This is a genomic window from Pseudonocardia wallangbongensis (assembly GCF_054486945.1).
In genome coordinates, this window is the sequence record NZ_JBRERS010000008.1 from 139,792 (window position 1) to 154,312 (window position 14,521).

Below are 14,521 nucleotides of genomic sequence, written 5' to 3' on the forward strand. Positions count from 1 at the left end.
CGCCCACACTAAGCCGCCGGTGCGGCCGTACCGAGCACGCAACCACCGGCGTCCGATTTGCACGGAATTACGTCAGGTTCCGTTCATGTGCGGTTCCCCCGATCCCTGCACAGTTCATCCGGGCGTCACCAGAAAGACAGCCGGAGATCTGGATCACGCACCCTACATGGCCGGACCCGGCCTGACTACCGCCTCGTCGCCGGGCACGGGCGCCGCGGTGCTCAACACATCAGACCTCTTCCTTGACACCCAACGACCGGTCACCGAGGGTGGCACGGCGTTCTGACACTCGACGGAGGAGCAACGGTGGTCCCCCACTTCGGCCTGGTCCTGTGCAGCCAGTTCCCGCCGGGCGACGACGCGGGCGCGCGCTTCGCCGAGCAGGTGGAGCAGGTGCACCACGCCCGCGACAACGGCTTCGCCTCGGTCTGGGCCACGCAGCACTACCTGGCGGAGGAGGTCCAGTACCTGCACCCGCTCGCCGTGCTGGGCAGGCTGATCCCCGAGACCGGCGACCTGCGCATCGGCACCGCGATCACGCTGATGGCGCTCGCGCACCCGGTGGACCTCGCCGAGCAGCTGGCCACGCTGGACATCATCTCCGGCGGGCGGCTCGTCGTCGGCGCCGGCCTGGGCTACCGCGACGTCGAGTTCGACGCGTTCGGCATCCCGCGCGACCGCAGGCTGCGCCGGTTCCGGGAGAACCTCGACCTGGTCCGGAAGCTGTGGACCGAGGACGAGGTGCACTTCGACGGCGAGGCGGGCCGCCTCGACGGGATCCGGCCGGTGCTGCGCCCGGTGCAGCGGCCGCACCCCCCGATCTGGCTCGCCGGGCACACCGACTCGGCGCTCACCCGCACCGCGCGCACCGGGCTGCCGTGGATCGCCGCCGCGGCGCACGTCGACGCCGACCACATGCGCACGCAGGCCGCGTTCTTCCGGGAGCGGTGCGCCGAGAACGGCCGGCAGGCGGAGATCAACGTGGTGCAGGAGGTGTACGTCGGCGCGTCCGACGACGAGGCCGTCGAGGACGTCCGGGAGGCGCTCGCCGCGAAGTACCGCACCTACCGCGCGTGGGGCCAGGACGCGATCCTGCCCGAGTCGCAGAGCTTCGACCGGGAGTTCGACGAGCTGCGCCGGGGCCGGTTCGTGCTGGGCGGGCCCCGGACCTGCCGGGACCGGCTCGCCGAGCTGATCGAGACGATCGGCCCGGGCCACATCCTGCTCCGCCCGCAATGGCCCGGGCTCCCCCACGAGCGGGTGATGGCGAGCCTGCGCCGCCTCACCGACGACGTGCTCCCGGCTCTGGCCGGGGTGGCGGGGTGACCGGCCTCGCGCGCCGGGCCTTCCTCGCCGCCGCCGGGCTGGGGGTCGCGGGGCTCGCCGGCTGCGCGCGCGCCGAGGCGGCCGGCACCGAGACCGTCACCACGGCCACCTACATCCCGAAGTCCTACGACGACCTCTACCCCGGCATCCAGACCTTCATGGACACCGTCGCCACCACCAGCGGGGGCCGCCTGAACTGCGACATGTACAACTCCGGCGCGCTGCTCGGTGCCGAGCAGCTCCTCCCCGGGCTGCTGCTCGGGGTCGCCGACGTGATCTTCCAGACCAGCTCGTACGTGTCGTCGAGCTACCCGATCCTCGGGGCGATGGAGCTCCCGTTCGGCGCCGAGGACTACGCGAAGCAGCGCCGTGCCATCGCCCCGGACGGCCCACTGTTCGCGCTGGTCAACGAGCAGCTCGCGCGGCAGGGGGTGCGCCTGCTCGGTGGGATGCCCTGCACGTTCGAGTACATCTGGACGGTCGGCAAGCCGATCCTGGAGCCGGAGGACGTCCGCGGCATGCGGATCCGGGTGGCCGGCGAGATCGAGGGCGAGACCGTCAAGGCCATGGGCGGCGCGCCCGTGTTCATGGGCTCGTCGGAGGTCTTCGAGGCGCTCGAGCGCGGCACCATCGACGGGTTGATGAGCTACCTGGGAACGGTCGTGTCCCGCGACCTCCAGGAGATCGTCCGCTTCGGGACGCGGGCGCACGTCGGCGCCTACACCCTCGACGCCTACTGCCGCACCGGCTGGTACGACGACCAGCCGCCCGCGCTGCGCGCCGCGATCGACGAGGCGGGACGCGCGCTCTACCGGGACGGCACCGAGGTGATGGTCGGTGTGCACGAGGGCGACTACATCAAGGCCGTCCTCGACGGCGGCGTCGAGATCGTGGAGCCCGGCGGCGCGGAGCTCGATGCGTTCCGGGCGGCGGTCCGGCCCGTGTACGGGCGGTGGGAGCACCTGATCGGCGACCCCGCCGTCTCCGACCGGGCCGTGGCCCTCATCAACGAGGCGTAGGAGAAACAAGTGCCTGCACTCCGCCGGGCCGTGCTGGCCTGCACCCGGGCGATGGCCGTCGTCGCGATGGTCGTCATCGGGCTGATGATGCTGACGATCACCTACGACGTCGCGGCCCGCTACCTGTTCGCCGCCCCGACCGACTGGGCCTACCCGCTGAACTCGACCGGCGTGCTCGTCGCCACGATGCTCGCGGTGCCGCACCTGTACGCCACCGGTCACCACATCTCGATGGACCTGCTGTACCGCGCCCTGCCCGCGCGGACGCGCCGGGTGGCGGACGTCGTCACCACGGTGGCCACCGCGTTCCTCGGTCTCGTGGTCGCCGCCACCTCCTTCCGCTCGATGACGGTGTCCTTCGCCGGCGGGCTCACCGGCGCCGGCACGTTCAACATCCCGCTCTGGGTGCCCGACGCCGTCCTCACCGTCTCGGGGGTGTTCCTCGTGCTGGTCGCACTGCTGTTCCCGGCGTCGCCGCCGGAACCGGAACCGGGTGCGGCGCAAGCCCCCGCCGAGGCGCAGGGGGTCGCGTGATGGGCGACGGTGTGATCGTCGCGCTCGCGGTGGTGCTGCTGCTGGTGCTCATCGGGCTGCGCACCCCGATCTTCGTGGCGCTGGGCGTCGCCGGGGTCGCCGGCCTGCTCGGGCTGGGCGGGTTCACCGCCGTCGAGCTCGTGCCGCTCGCGCTGGTGTCGCAGCTGCAGGAGTACGCGCTGGTGGCGGCCCCGCTCTACATCCTGCTGGGCGAGGCGCTCGCCGTGAGCGGGCTCGGGCGGGACCTCTTCGGCGCGGCGCACCGCTGGTTCAACCGCGTGCCGGGCGGGCTGGGCGCGTCCGCGATCGGGGCGTCCACCGTGTTCGGCGCGATGTCCGGGGTGAGCATCTCCTCGGTGGCCGTGATCGGCCGGATGGCCGTGCCGGAGATGCTGGACCGGGGATACCGGCCCGGGTTCGCGAGCGGTGCGGTCGCGGCGTCCGGTGCGCTCGCGATGCTGATCCCGCCGAGCCTGATGTTCATCCTGTACTCGTCGATCACGGGCGAGAGCGTGGCCGACCTGTTCGCCGGCGGGCTGGTCCCGGGCCTGGTGCTCGCCGCCATGATGATCATCTATGTCGTGGTGCGCGCGAAGGTCTCGCCGGAGAGCGCACCCGTCGACCCGGACCGGTTCACCTGGCGGGAACGGTTCGTCGCGATCGGGCGCATCTCCCCCGCGCTGCTGCTGATCCTGCTCGTGCTGGGCTCCATCTACACCGGGGTCGCCACGCCCACCGAGGCCGCCGCGGTCGGCGCCCTCGCCGCGTTCGCCGTCACCGGGGCGATCTACCACAAGCTCGGCTGGCCGAACCTCAAGCGGATCTTCGTGTCGACGGCGCAGGTGACGGCGGCGGTCCTCGCGATCGTCGGATCGGCGTTCGTGTTCACGCAGATGCTGGTGCTCGCTCGCGTGCCGGACGCGTTCACCGCGTTCATCGTCGGCCTCGACGTCCCGGCCGCCGTCATCCTCATCGGGATCATGATCGTCTTGGTGCTGCTCGGCTGCCTGGTCGACGCCGCGTCGCTGCTGCTCGTCGTGACCCCGATCCTGGTGCCTGCGATCGAGGAGCTGGGCTACGACCCGCTGTGGTTCGGCGTGCTGCTGGTGGTGAACCTGGAGATCGCCGTGATCACGCCGCCGGTGGGGCTGAACCTCTACACGATGAAGTCGGTGGTGCCCGAGCTGGACCTCGCCGACATCTTCCGCGGCATCGCCCCGTACGTCGCGATCGAGATGCTGCTGCTCGTGCTCATGATCGCCTTCCCCCAGCTCGCCACGGCCCTCCCGGCAGCGCTGGGTTAGCGCCGGCGCAGCAGGATCCCCCGCACGAAGGCGGCCTGGCCGGCGTGCTGGGCGCAGTCGTCGATCACGCTCACCAGGCGGACGCCGAGCGTGACGGGCGGGTCCCACGCCTCGTCCACCACGCGGTCCAGATCGGCATCGGTGAGGCCGCCGACGTACTCCATCGTGCGCGCCGCGACCGCGTCGTAGTAGCCGGTGAGCAGGTCCGGCGACTCCACCCGCACCTGCGCGACATCGTCCGAGGAGTGGCCGTAGCCGATCGAGCCCGCCCGAAAGGGTAGGGCGAACCGGTCCGCCCAGCCCTGCGTGGTCCACACCTGTTCGCTGCCCGCCACCCCCGCCACGTGGTCGTCCTGCACCCGGGACAGGTGCCAGACCAGCCAGGCGATCGAGTTGGCCTCGGCGTCGACGCGGTGGGCGAGCTGATCCGCGGACAACCCGTCGGCGGCGCCGTGCACCTCCTCGCCGATCCGGGAGAACGCGTCGGTCAGCAAGGCGGCGACATCCACGTCACGACCCTACGGCGGTGAGATGCGCATGTGTCGATGGATTACGCGGTGTGACCGCCGGTCACACCTGTTCCGCCCAGGATGATCACGCTAGGGTCGGCCGGCGCATCGGGACGGGCGGAGGAGGATCGGTGGACGACGAGCCGCCCGTGCGGTCCGACGTCGATCTGTCCCGCGCCTCCGTCGCCCGCGTGTACGACCACCTGCTGGGCGGAAAGGAGCACCTCGACGTCGACCGGCGCGCCGCCGACGCCATGCGGAACGTCGTGCCCGAGGTCGGGGACATCGCCAAGGACAACCGCTCCTTCCTGCGGCGCGGGGTGTCCTACCTGGTGCGCGAGGCCGGCATCCGGCAGATCCTCGACATCGGCTCCGGGTTGCCGAGCGGCGGCAACGTCAGCGAGGTGGCCCACGCCATCGATCCCGGCGTGCGCGTGGTGTACGTCGACAACGACCCCGTCGTGCTCGCCCACGCCAGGGCGCTGCTCGCCACCAGCGAGCAGACCGCCGTGGTCACGGCCGACCTGCGCCGGCCCGGGGCGCTCTTCGAGAAGGTCTCCGCCCTGGAGATCTTCGACCCCGACGCCCCGCTCGCGGTGCTGCTCTCCGGCGTGGTGCACCACCTGTCCGACGACGACGACCCGAACGCGATCGTGGCCGCCGTCCGGGAACGGCTCGCACGCGGCGGCTACCTGCTCCTCTCGCACTTCCTCTACGACGACGAGCCGCGCGCCCTGGCCCTCGAACGCGCGTTCCTGCACGGCGGGCTCGGCTCGGGCCGCTTCCGCACGTGGGAGGAGCTGCGCGGCTACTTCGGCGGGCTCGAGCTCGTGGAGCCCGGCCTCGTCCACGCGAACGACTGGCGCCCCGACGAGGACACCCCGGCCGAGAGCCCGGTGCACACGCTCTACGCGGGCGGGATCGGACGCGTGCCCTGACCCCGGTCCCGATCGGGTGAAAAGTCAGGCCGTCAGGTCGTCGAACTCGCCGTCCTTGGCACCCTTGATGAAGGCGTCGATCTCGGCCCGCGTGTACACCAGCGCGGGTCCCTGGGGGTCACGGGAGTTGCGCACCGCCACGGCACCGCTGTCCAGAGCGGCCACCTCGATGCAGTCGCCGCTCGGGTTGCTGGCGCTGCTCTTGCGCCACGCCACGGCGCCCAGCCGATCCGCCGGGATGCCGTTGTCCTCGATCCGGTGCATATGCGCCTCCCCGAATGTAGTTACAGACGTGCCTGGCAAATGTACTTGCATCCGTGCTTGCATCCGCAAGCCGGAGTAGGGACACTCGTAGCCATGAGCGGTGGCGATCAACCAGGTTGGCGCCCTACCGACACGATCACCGTCACCTGCGCCGTCGACTCCCGCGCCCACGAAGTGCCCGACGCCGAACTGGCGGCCGCGGCCCGGCGCAGCGACGGCCACTACCAGGCGCTGTGCGGCCACATGGTCGCCGCTGCACCCATGGTCGAGCCGGACGGGCACCCGTGCCTCCTCTGCGCGGCGATCCTCGAGCGCACCCACACCACCCGCCGGGGCGTCCGTCAGCGCATCCTGCGCTGACCATCCGCTGAGCAGCGAACAGCACCCGCCCGGGCAGGGCGGGTGCTGCCGCCGGTCGGAGCGAACCCCGGCCGGATGCGCCCGCGGCCGGGGGGATCACCGCAGACGCCTGGTTGACTCCGTGCCCGCTGTCCGTTCGTTACGTGCGGACAGGCGGGTTCCCGCTCACCGATCCGCGGTTGGTCCGGGCGGGTGGCGCGGACGACAGTGAGAGGCGCACCCCGCGAAGGAGGATCCGTGACCGCCACCGGAGAGCGCCTGCCCACCACCGTCACGCACCCGCTGGAGCCGCTCTCGGCCGCGGAGATCACCGCGGCGGCCACCGTGCTGCGCGGTGCCGGCCACGTCGGCCCGACCTCCCGGTTCGTCTCGCTCACCCTCCGCGAGCCGGCGAAGGCAGCCGTGCTCGAACACGGCGCCGGAGGCACGCCCGTACCCCGCGAAGCCGCCGCGATCGTGCTCGACCGGGCAGACGGGCGCACGTACGAGGCCACCGTCTCGCTGTCCGACTCCGCCGTCACGCGGTGGGAGCACGTGCCCGGCGTCCAGCCGCAGGTGATCCTCGAGGAGTTCTTCGCCTGCGAGGAGATCGTCAAGTCCGACCCGGGCGTGCAGGAGGCGCTGCGGGCGCGCGGGGTCACGGAGTTCGACGGCGTGATGGTCGATCCCTGGTCGGCGGGGCACTACGGCGACGAGGAGGAGGGTCGCCTGGTCCGCGCCCTCGTGTGGGTCAAGATCGGTGGGCCCGACGACAACGGCTACGCCCACCCGGTGGAGAACCTCGTCGTCTACGTCGACACGCTCGCCGGGCGCGTCGTGAAGATCGAGGACCACGGCGTCGTGCCGGTCCCGCAGCGGCCCGGCAACTACACGGCGGCCGACGTGGCGCCGCGCACCGACCTGAAGCCCGTCTCGATCACCCAGCCCGACGGCACGTCGTTCGAGATCGACGGGCACGAGGTGCGCTGGCAGAAGTGGCGGTTCCGGGTCGGGTTCACCCCGCGGGAGGGCCTGGTCCTGCACACGGTGCACTACGTCGACGGCGGCCGCGAGCGGCCCGTGCTGCACCGCGCGTCGCTGTCCGAGATGGTGGTGCCCTACGGCGACCCGGCGCCGACGCACCGGCGCAAGAACGCCTTCGACGCCGGCGAGTACAACATCGGCACCCTCGCCAACCCGCTCGAGCTCGGCTGCGACTGCCTCGGCGAGATCCGCTACTTCGACGCCGTCCTCGCCGACGCCGACGGCAACCCGCTCACCATCCCCAACGCCGTGTGCCTGCACGAGGAGGACCACGGCCTGCTGTGGAAGCACACCGACTTCCGCACCGAGAAGACCGAGGTGCGCCGTGGCCGGCGGCTCGTCGTGTCGTTCATCGCGACCGTCGGCAACTACGAGTACGGCTTCTTCTGGTACCTCTACCAGGACGGATCGATCGAGTTCGACGTCAAGCTCACCGGGATCATGTCCACCGGCGCCGTACCGCCGGGCACCACCCCCACGCACGGCCAGCTGCTCACCACCGAAGGGCTTTACGCCCCGATCCACCAGCACGTGTTCAACATGCGGCTGGACTTCGACGTCGACGGCACCGCCAACTCGGTCCACGAGGTCGACACCGTCACCGACCCGGCCGGCCCGGACAACCCGCTCGGCAACGCCTTCCGCACCACCGCCACGCAGCTCACGAGCGAACTCGGGGCGCGGCGGCGGGCCAGCCTGGACCGGGCCCGGTACTGGGAGGTGCGCAGCAGCGGGGCCCGCAACGCGGTGGGCGAGCCCACGGCGTACGCGCTCAAGCCGCACGGCACCGTCGTACCGTTCGTGCGGCCCGAGGCGAGCGTCATGCACCGGGCCGGGTTCATGGCCCACCACCTCTGGGTCACCCCGTACGCCGAGGACGAGCGGCACGCCGCGGGCGACTACCCCAACCAGCACGCGGGCGGCGACGGCCTCCCCCGCTGGACCGCCGCCGACCGCGACGTGACCGACGGCGACGTGGTGGTGTGGTACACGTTCGGCTCGCACCACGTCGCCCGCCTCGAGGACTGGCCGGTGATGCCGGTGCAGCACGTCGGCTTCCTCCTGCAGCCCACGGGCTTCTTCGACCGCAGCCCGGCACTCGACGTCCCGGCGCCGCACCACCACGGCTGAGCGTCGGTGCCCGTGCCCGTGCTCGCTGCGGGTCCCGGCCCTGACCTCGGCGATCCGTTCAAGGTGGCGTTCCCGGTCCCCGACCTGCCGCCCCGCTCCATCCCGAACCACAGCCACGATCACTGAGGCCAGGCTCCCCTAATTTGGGAACGGCGACCGGGGTCCTACTCGCCGTCGTGGACGCGGCGGGCCGCGTGCAGCTCCGGAACGTGCCGGTCCGCCCACCGCGCCACCGAGTCGACCACCCCGAGCAGCCCCCGGCCGAGCGGCGTGAGCGCGTAGTCCACGCGCACCGGCACGGTGGCGGTGACCGACCGCGCGACCAGCCCGTCGCGCTCCAGCCCGCGCAGCGTCTGGGTGAGCACCTTCTGCCGGGCGCCCGCCACGGTGCGGGCCAGCTCGCCGTGGCGGCGGGGCCCGCCGCGGAGCGCGGTGAGGACGAGCGGCACCCACTTGTCACCGAGCCGCCCGAGCACCTCCTGCGTGGGGCAGGCGGCAACCGCCGCCCGGTGCTCGGCCCGCCGCGCCTCCTGCCGCTCAGCGGCCGTCCGTGTGGTCACCTCGGCTCCTTCCGGTGCCCTGGGATCTTCGAAGTGCCTACTCCCGCCCGTTCTACCCCGGCCATAGCGTCGCGGCCATGACAGCCACCATCGCCGTCCTCGGCACCGGCAACGTAGGCACGGCCCTCGCGGGGGCGCTGGCCCGGGCCGGACACGCGGTCACGGCCGGATCCCGCGACCCGGCCCGCCGCGCGGCCGGCTGGACCGTCCCGGTGCCCCTCACCGGGCTCGCCGCAGCGGCCGAGCACGCCGACGTCGTCGTCAACGCGACGCCGGGTGTCGAGTCCGTCGGCCTCCTGCGCCCGCTCGCGCCGCAGCTCGCGGGCTCGGTCCTCGTCGACGTCGCCAACGCGGTCGTGCAGGGACCCGACGGGTTCGCCGCCTCGCTGCGCCACCCCGGGTCGAGCCTCGCCGAGGAGATCCAACGAGCGCTCCCGGACACGCGCGTCGTCAAGACCCTCAACACGGTCGGCCCGGCGGAGGCGATGGTCACGCCCGCCGCCTTCACGACACCGGCATCGGCGTTCGTCTCGGGTGACGACGACGCGGCCCGGCGGCTCGCCGCGGCGTTGCTCACCGACCTGGGCTGGCGGCCCGAGTGGGTCGTCGACCTGGGCGATCTCGCCACGGCCCGGGCGACGGAGGCGTTCGTCCTGCTCGTCCGCCCGCTCGTGCGGGCGCTCGGACCGGTCCCGTTCGGACTCTCCGTGGCGCACTGAACCTTCCCGGGCTGGACGCGTGCCGGCCACGTGCGCCACGGTATGTGCCGCGTCGCGCGACGGGGTGATTCCATGCCTGCCATCCTCACCGAGGTCCGGCCGTGGCTGCGGCGCCGCGATCCCCGGTTCGCGGCGGTGCGCCGTGCCGCGCGCGTGACCGTGGCTGCGTGCCTTGGCTTCTACGCGTGCCAATACCTGCTCGGCGAGTCCGTGACGGCGCTCTACGCGCTGTTCGCAGCGATCGCCCTCGGCCTCCTGTCAGACATCGACGGGAGCCCGGCCGAGCGCACGTGGCTGCTGGTCGGCGCGCTGCCGGCGGGGCTGGTGCTCGTGACGCTCGGGACGGTCCTCGCGGTGAACGTGTGGGCCGCCGCGGCCGGGATGCTGCTCGTCGGATTTGCCGTGGCGTTCTCGACGGTCGGTGGTCCGCGGATCGCCGGGCTGGCCAACGGCCTGCAACTGCTCTACATCCTGCCCTGCTTCCCGCCCTACGATCCGGACTCGCTGCCGGCCCGCCTGGCGGGGCTCGTGATCGGGGTCGGGTTGCTGGCGCTGGCGGACCGGGTGCTGTGGCCGGCCCCGGCGCCCCGCGCTTTCGCGGATCGCCTGGCCGGCGCGATGGAGCCGGTGGGGCGGTACGCGGTCGCCATTGCGGCGTCGCGCCAGCCCGCGCACCGGGGCCGGCTCGGCGGGTGCGCAACCGCAGCGGTGGATGCCGTGGAGGCGTTGCGGCTCGACCGCGTGCCGCGCACGCAACGGCCGGTCGGGCCGGGCGTTCACGACCGCAGCCTCGGCATCGCCGCGATCGCGCTCCAGTCGGTCACGGTCCGGCTGACGGGCCTCGTCGCCCTGCTCGACGATCCCGCCCTCCGCCCGCAGGCCAGGGAGGCCGTGGCTCGCCTGGTCGCGGCCGTGGGCGATGCACTCGGGGCGTGTGCGCCCCCGCTGCGCGGCTCCGGGCAGGCGCCGGCGCTCGAACCACTCGACAACGCGTTGGCCGGCTTCCTGAGCCGGCGCGCCACGATCCTCGCCACCCACGACGACATCTCGCGGCGCCACCTGCGCGTCGGCGCGGAGGCCGTGATGACCGCGCAGTCGACGCGATCCGTCGTCGTGGGCACCCGGGCCGCCCTGGGTGTGGCCGGTTCCGCGCCGCGGGGCGTGGTCGCGCCGGCCACGTTCGCCTACCTGGGCTACTCCCCGGCGAAGCGGTGGTGGCGCCGGCTCCAGGTGCACCTCACCCCTCGCTCGGTCTACTTCCAGAACGCTGTGCGGCTCGCGGTGGGCCTCGCCGCGGCTCGGGTCGTCGCGGATCTGCCCGACATCTCGCACGGCTTCTGGGTGATGCTGGCAACGCTGACCCTGATGCGCACGTCGCTCGTCGCCAGCCGGGCGGCGCTGGGCCCGGCGTTCGCGGGCGTGATCGTCGGGGCCGTCGTCGCGGGTGTCCTGCTCGTCGTAGTGGGTGACCGCACGGAGATCTACGCGTGGTTCCTGCCGGTGATCATGGCGGTGGGCTTCGCGGCCGGACCGCTGCTCGGGCCGGCAGCCGGGCAGGCCGGGTTCACGGTCGTGGTCGCGGTGGTGTTCGCCCAGCTCGCGCCCTCGACGTGGCACCTCGCCGAGACCCGCATGCTCGACGTCATCCTCGGTGGGCTGATCGGTGCGCTCATCGGCGCGGCGGTGTGGCCCCGCGGCGGCGCGGGCGAGGTGCGCCGCAGCGCGGCCGCCGTGCTGCGGGCGGGCGCGGACGACGTCGTCGCCACGGCGCGCGAGCTGACCAGCGCGCCGGCCCGGCGTCGTACGGACCTGGCCGAGCTGCTGGCGCTGCTCGACGCGACGTACGCCCAGTTCCGCTCGGAAGGAGCACCCGCCTCGGCCGGGCCGGACGTCAACTGGCTGGCGGTGCTCGGGGTCAGCCACCGGCTGGTCGAGGACGCCGACCTCCTGCGGGGCCGCTACCCGGCACCGGGCCCGCTGCCGTGGCCCGCGGTCGGCGCCGCCTTGACCGGTGCGGCCGCCGTGGTGGCGCACGACCTGCGTGTCACGGCCACCACCCTGGCGACCACGGCCGCGGCACCCACCGACGACAGCGGCCGACTGCACGCGCGGCTCTCCCCGCACCCACCGGCCGCCGAGTACGGACGCGCACCCTCCGACGCGCTGCGGGTGGTCGACGTGTGGGGCTGGCTGCACGGCCTGGCGGACGACCTGTCCCGGCTGCACGGGGCCCTCACCTCGTCGAATCGGTAGCGGCCGTTCGTCGGTATGCCGGCGCACACGACGGGTCTAGCGTCCCCAGGCCGAGCACCGGCGAGAGGACCTGACCATGATCTCGCGCGCCGCCGCCGGCCTCGCAACTGCCGCCCTGCTGGCCCTGACCGCGTGCGCCGAGCAGCCTGCCGCCCCTCCCCCGGCCGCCCCGGACGTGCCGGCCTACGCGGAGACGCTGCAGCCGGAGCTGGAACGGCTCGCCGCGGACATGCTGGTCACCGGCGCGGCCGTGCAGGTGCGCTCGCCCGAGCTCGGGGACTGGACGATCACGGTCGGCACCCGGACGTTCCGCGGAACCGAGCCGGTGCGCATCGAGGACCACATCCGCATCGGCAGCGTCACCAAGACCTGGACCGGCACGGTGGTGCTCCAGCTCGTCGACGAGGGCCTGCTCCGCATGGACGACCCGGTCGCGAAGTACCGGCCCGACGTGCCGAACGGGCAGAACATCACGATCGAGCAGCTGCTCACGATGCGCAGCGGGCTCGGCAACTACACGACGTCCCCCGAGCTGAGCGCCACCATGGACACCGCGCCCGGGACGGTGTACGCGCCCGAGGACCTGATCGCCATCGGCCTGGCGATGCCGCCGGAGTTCCCGCCGGGTGCGGGCTTCTACTACTCCAACACGAACACCGCCCTGCTCGGCCGGATCGTCGAGCAGCTCACCGGCAACCCCCTCGAGACCGAGATCCAGCGGCGCGTCCTCGACCCGCTCGGCCTGGCCGGGTCGTCCTTCCCCGCCACCACGTCCGCGGCCCTGCCCGACCCGCACCCACAGGGCTACAGCTACGGCACCAACGTCGAGACGGTCGGGTCGAACGTGCTGTCGCCGGAGAAGCAGGCCGCCGCCCACGACGGCACGCTGGCCCCGCTCGACGTGACCGGCACCAACCCGTCCTGGGCGTGGGCCGCCGGCGCCGGCATCTCGACGGTCGAGGATCTCACCCGCTACGTCGAGGCGCTGGTCGGCGGCGGGCTGCTCGGCCCGGCCCTGCAGAAGGCTCGGCTGGACAGCGTCCAGCCGGTCGACCCGGCCGCTCCCGACGGACCCGGCTACGGCCTCGCACTGGCCCGGTTCGGGCCGTTCTACGGGCACACCGGCGAGCTGCCGGGGTTCAACACGTTCGCCGGGTACGACCCGGGCCGCGGGACCACGGTCGTGGTCTGGACGTCGCTCGCCCCGTCCCCGGACGGCCGCGACCCGGCGGCCGAGATGGCCAGGACGATCATCGGGGAGCTGTACGGCACGGGGAGCTGAGGTGCTCGTCCGCGGCGCTGAGCCGACGACCGAGCACCTCCTGCGCCATCGGTCCGGACGGCCGCACCGCGTCTTCGGTTCCGGTGACGAGCACCAGCGGGCAGTCGGCCCGCTCGCCCGGGATCCGTGCGTCCACCGCTCCCGTGGTGGGTCCGCGCAGGCCCCGACTCGCGACTGGTTAGCTTAGCCTGGCCAATTCCGAACTCGAGGAGAGTCATGCGCCCCGCGATCGTGGCGGCACTCGCCGCCGTGTGCTCGCTCGCCCTGACGGCGTGCGGGACCAGCGAACCGGACCCGCCGCAACCGTCGGCGGCCGGCACGGGCGACCGGTTCCCCGTCACGATCACGCACGCCTACGGCACCACCACGATCCCGGCGAAGCCGCAGCGGATCGTGGCGCTGGGCTACAACGACATCGCCATCGCCGACGCCGTGGGCGCGCCGATCGTCGGTGCCGTGCGCAACTACAGCCCCGACGGCACCGGTGATCCGAACCTCCCGTACGTCCGCACGCCGCTGTCGGAGGAGGTGCTCGGCATCGAGCAGGACCGCACCGGCGGCGTGAACATCGAGAAGGTGGCCTCGTACCGGCCGGACCTGATCCTCGCCGTCTCGTCGCCGCTGGTCCTCGACCGGGCGAGCTACGAGCGGCTCTCCGGCATCGCGCCGGTCGCCGTCTACCAGCAGTCGCTGTACGGCTCGTCGATGCAGGACGACGCACGCCAGATCGGCCGGGCGATCGGCGAGAGCGAGCGGGTCGAAGCCCTGATCGCCGAGTCCGACGCCACCGTCGCAGCCCTGCGCGCCGAGCTCCCCGGGCTCGCCGAGCGCACCTACCTCTTCGGCCAGGCCCGCGGCGACATCCTGCCGATGGTCGTCGGCGAGCAGAACCTGTCCACGGTGTTCATGCGCTCCCTCGGCCTGAACGTCCCGGAGTACTTCCGGAACGCCCCCGCCACCGCCGCGCTCGCACCCGGCACCGTCGGCGTCTCCTACGAACAGGTCGGCCTCCTCGACGACGCCGACGTGCTGTTCATGACCTTCGCCGGCACCGACGACCGCGCCCGGTTCGAGGACAACCCCCTCGTGCGCCAGCTCCGCCCCGTCCAGGACGGCAACTACCTGCCACTCACCCTCGACCAGGCCGTCGCCCTCCAGGCCCCGAACGTCGTCGCCGTCGACTGGCTGCTCGACGAGCTGCGGCCTACCTTGCAGAAGGTGGCGAGTTCGCAGGGCTAGTGTCCTCGGGCCGCTGCCGCGTGATCATCCGGTGCCCAGGCCAGCGCTTCCCATTGATCA

14 protein-coding genes are annotated in these 14,521 nt (G+C 72.9%); 11 read left to right on the plus strand and 3 right to left on the minus strand.

The genetic code is table 11. From position 1 onward, the window contains the following. Positions 1 to 306 precede the first annotated feature (306 nt). The 4 genes from ACU436_RS27115 to ACU436_RS27130 are packed head-to-tail and all read left to right on the plus strand — an operon-like array spanning position 307 to position 4,183. Positions 307 to 1,326, plus strand: a complete 1,020-nt coding sequence (locus ACU436_RS27115; RefSeq protein ID WP_459029784.1) for an LLM class flavin-dependent oxidoreductase — start codon at positions 307 to 309, stop codon at positions 1,324 to 1,326. Continuing rightward, the gene (locus ACU436_RS27120) at positions 1,323 to 2,345 is read left to right on the plus strand and encodes a TRAP transporter substrate-binding protein (protein ID WP_459029785.1); all 1,023 of its coding nucleotides are present in this window, start codon (positions 1,323 to 1,325) and stop codon (positions 2,343 to 2,345) included. Before ACU436_RS27115 ends, ACU436_RS27120 begins: the two co-directional genes overlap by 4 nt. A gap of 9 nt (positions 2,346 to 2,354) precedes the next feature. Beyond that, a complete protein-coding gene (locus ACU436_RS27125; RefSeq protein ID WP_459029786.1) occupies positions 2,355 to 2,879 on the plus strand; it encodes a TRAP transporter small permease in 525 nt (174 codons plus the stop codon). Then, positions 2,879 to 4,183 (plus strand): TRAP transporter large permease, encoded by a 1,305-nt coding sequence (locus ACU436_RS27130; protein ID WP_459029996.1) that lies wholly within the window; start codon positions 2,879 to 2,881, stop codon positions 4,181 to 4,183. Before ACU436_RS27125 ends, ACU436_RS27130 begins: the two co-directional genes overlap by 1 nt. Here the strand turns inward: ACU436_RS27130 and ACU436_RS27135 are convergent. After that, entirely contained in the window at positions 4,180 to 4,692 is a 513-nt protein-coding gene (locus ACU436_RS27135) for a mycothiol transferase (protein ID WP_459029787.1), read from the minus strand. The genes ACU436_RS27130 and ACU436_RS27135 overlap by 4 nt on opposite strands. A gap of 131 nt (positions 4,693 to 4,823) precedes the next feature. Between ACU436_RS27135 and ACU436_RS27140 the strand changes: the two genes are divergently transcribed. Further along, on the plus strand, positions 4,824 to 5,630 hold the full coding sequence (locus tag ACU436_RS27140) for an SAM-dependent methyltransferase (protein WP_459029788.1): 807 nt from the start codon (positions 4,824 to 4,826) through the stop codon (positions 5,628 to 5,630). Between the two features lie 24 nt (positions 5,631 to 5,654). Here the strand turns inward: ACU436_RS27140 and ACU436_RS27145 are convergent, their stop codons facing one another. After that, on the minus strand, positions 5,655 to 5,894 hold the full coding sequence (locus ACU436_RS27145) for a DUF397 domain-containing protein (protein WP_459029789.1): 240 nt from the start codon (positions 5,892 to 5,894) through the stop codon (positions 5,655 to 5,657). Between the two features lie 93 nt (positions 5,895 to 5,987). On the opposite strand from ACU436_RS27145, the gene ACU436_RS27150 reads away from it, so the two are divergent. Both ACU436_RS27150 and ACU436_RS27155 read left to right on the plus strand, forming a co-directional pair. Beyond that, on the plus strand, positions 5,988 to 6,254 hold the full coding sequence (locus ACU436_RS27150) for a hypothetical protein (protein WP_459029790.1): 267 nt from the start codon (positions 5,988 to 5,990) through the stop codon (positions 6,252 to 6,254). A gap of 237 nt (positions 6,255 to 6,491) precedes the next feature. Continuing rightward, the gene (locus ACU436_RS27155; RefSeq protein ID WP_459029791.1) at positions 6,492 to 8,408 is read left to right on the plus strand and encodes a primary-amine oxidase; all 1,917 of its coding nucleotides are present in this window, start codon (positions 6,492 to 6,494) and stop codon (positions 8,406 to 8,408) included. Positions 8,409 to 8,572: 164 nt separating this feature from the next. Here ACU436_RS27155 and ACU436_RS27160 read toward each other — a convergent pair whose 3' ends face one another. Beyond that, entirely contained in the window at positions 8,573 to 8,968 is a 396-nt protein-coding gene (locus tag ACU436_RS27160; RefSeq protein WP_459029792.1) for a winged helix-turn-helix transcriptional regulator, read from the minus strand. A gap of 77 nt (positions 8,969 to 9,045) precedes the next feature. On the opposite strand from ACU436_RS27160, the gene ACU436_RS27165 reads away from it, so the two are divergent. The 4 genes from ACU436_RS27165 to ACU436_RS27180 all read left to right on the plus strand — a co-directional run bounded on the left by ACU436_RS27165 (position 9,046) and on the right by ACU436_RS27180 (position 14,461). Next, positions 9,046 to 9,687, plus strand: a complete 642-nt coding sequence (locus tag ACU436_RS27165) for an NADPH-dependent F420 reductase (protein ID WP_459029793.1) — start codon at positions 9,046 to 9,048, stop codon at positions 9,685 to 9,687. A gap of 72 nt (positions 9,688 to 9,759) precedes the next feature. Then, positions 9,760 to 11,940, plus strand: a complete 2,181-nt coding sequence (locus ACU436_RS27170) for an FUSC family protein (protein ID WP_459029794.1) — start codon at positions 9,760 to 9,762, stop codon at positions 11,938 to 11,940. 76 nt (positions 11,941 to 12,016) lie between these two features. After that, positions 12,017 to 13,222 (plus strand): serine hydrolase domain-containing protein, encoded by a 1,206-nt coding sequence (locus tag ACU436_RS27175; protein ID WP_459029795.1) that lies wholly within the window; start codon positions 12,017 to 12,019, stop codon positions 13,220 to 13,222. A gap of 216 nt (positions 13,223 to 13,438) precedes the next feature. Then, positions 13,439 to 14,461 (plus strand): ABC transporter substrate-binding protein, encoded by a 1,023-nt coding sequence (locus ACU436_RS27180; RefSeq protein WP_459029796.1) that lies wholly within the window; start codon positions 13,439 to 13,441, stop codon positions 14,459 to 14,461. Positions 14,462 to 14,521: the final 60 nt, after the last annotated feature.

What these genes read in the sequence shown, in the direction of transcription:
- ACU436_RS27130 (WP_459029996.1), top strand. Translation starts at nt 2,879, where the DNA reads ATGGGCGACGGTGTGATCGTCGCGCTCGCGGTGGTGCTGCTGCTGGTG.
- ACU436_RS27145 (WP_459029789.1), bottom strand. Translation starts at nt 5,894, where the DNA reads ATGCACCGGATCGAGGACAACGGCATCCCGGCGGATCGGCTGGGCGCC.
- ACU436_RS27150 (WP_459029790.1), top strand. Translation starts at nt 5,988, where the DNA reads ATGAGCGGTGGCGATCAACCAGGTTGGCGCCCTACCGACACGATCACC.
- ACU436_RS27165 (WP_459029793.1), top strand. Translation starts at nt 9,046, where the DNA reads ATGACAGCCACCATCGCCGTCCTCGGCACCGGCAACGTAGGCACGGCC.
- ACU436_RS27170 (WP_459029794.1), top strand. Translation starts at nt 9,760, where the DNA reads ATGCCTGCCATCCTCACCGAGGTCCGGCCGTGGCTGCGGCGCCGCGAT.
- ACU436_RS27175 (WP_459029795.1), top strand. Translation starts at nt 12,017, where the DNA reads ATGATCTCGCGCGCCGCCGCCGGCCTCGCAACTGCCGCCCTGCTGGCC.
- ACU436_RS27180 (WP_459029796.1), top strand. Translation starts at nt 13,439, where the DNA reads ATGCGCCCCGCGATCGTGGCGGCACTCGCCGCCGTGTGCTCGCTCGCC.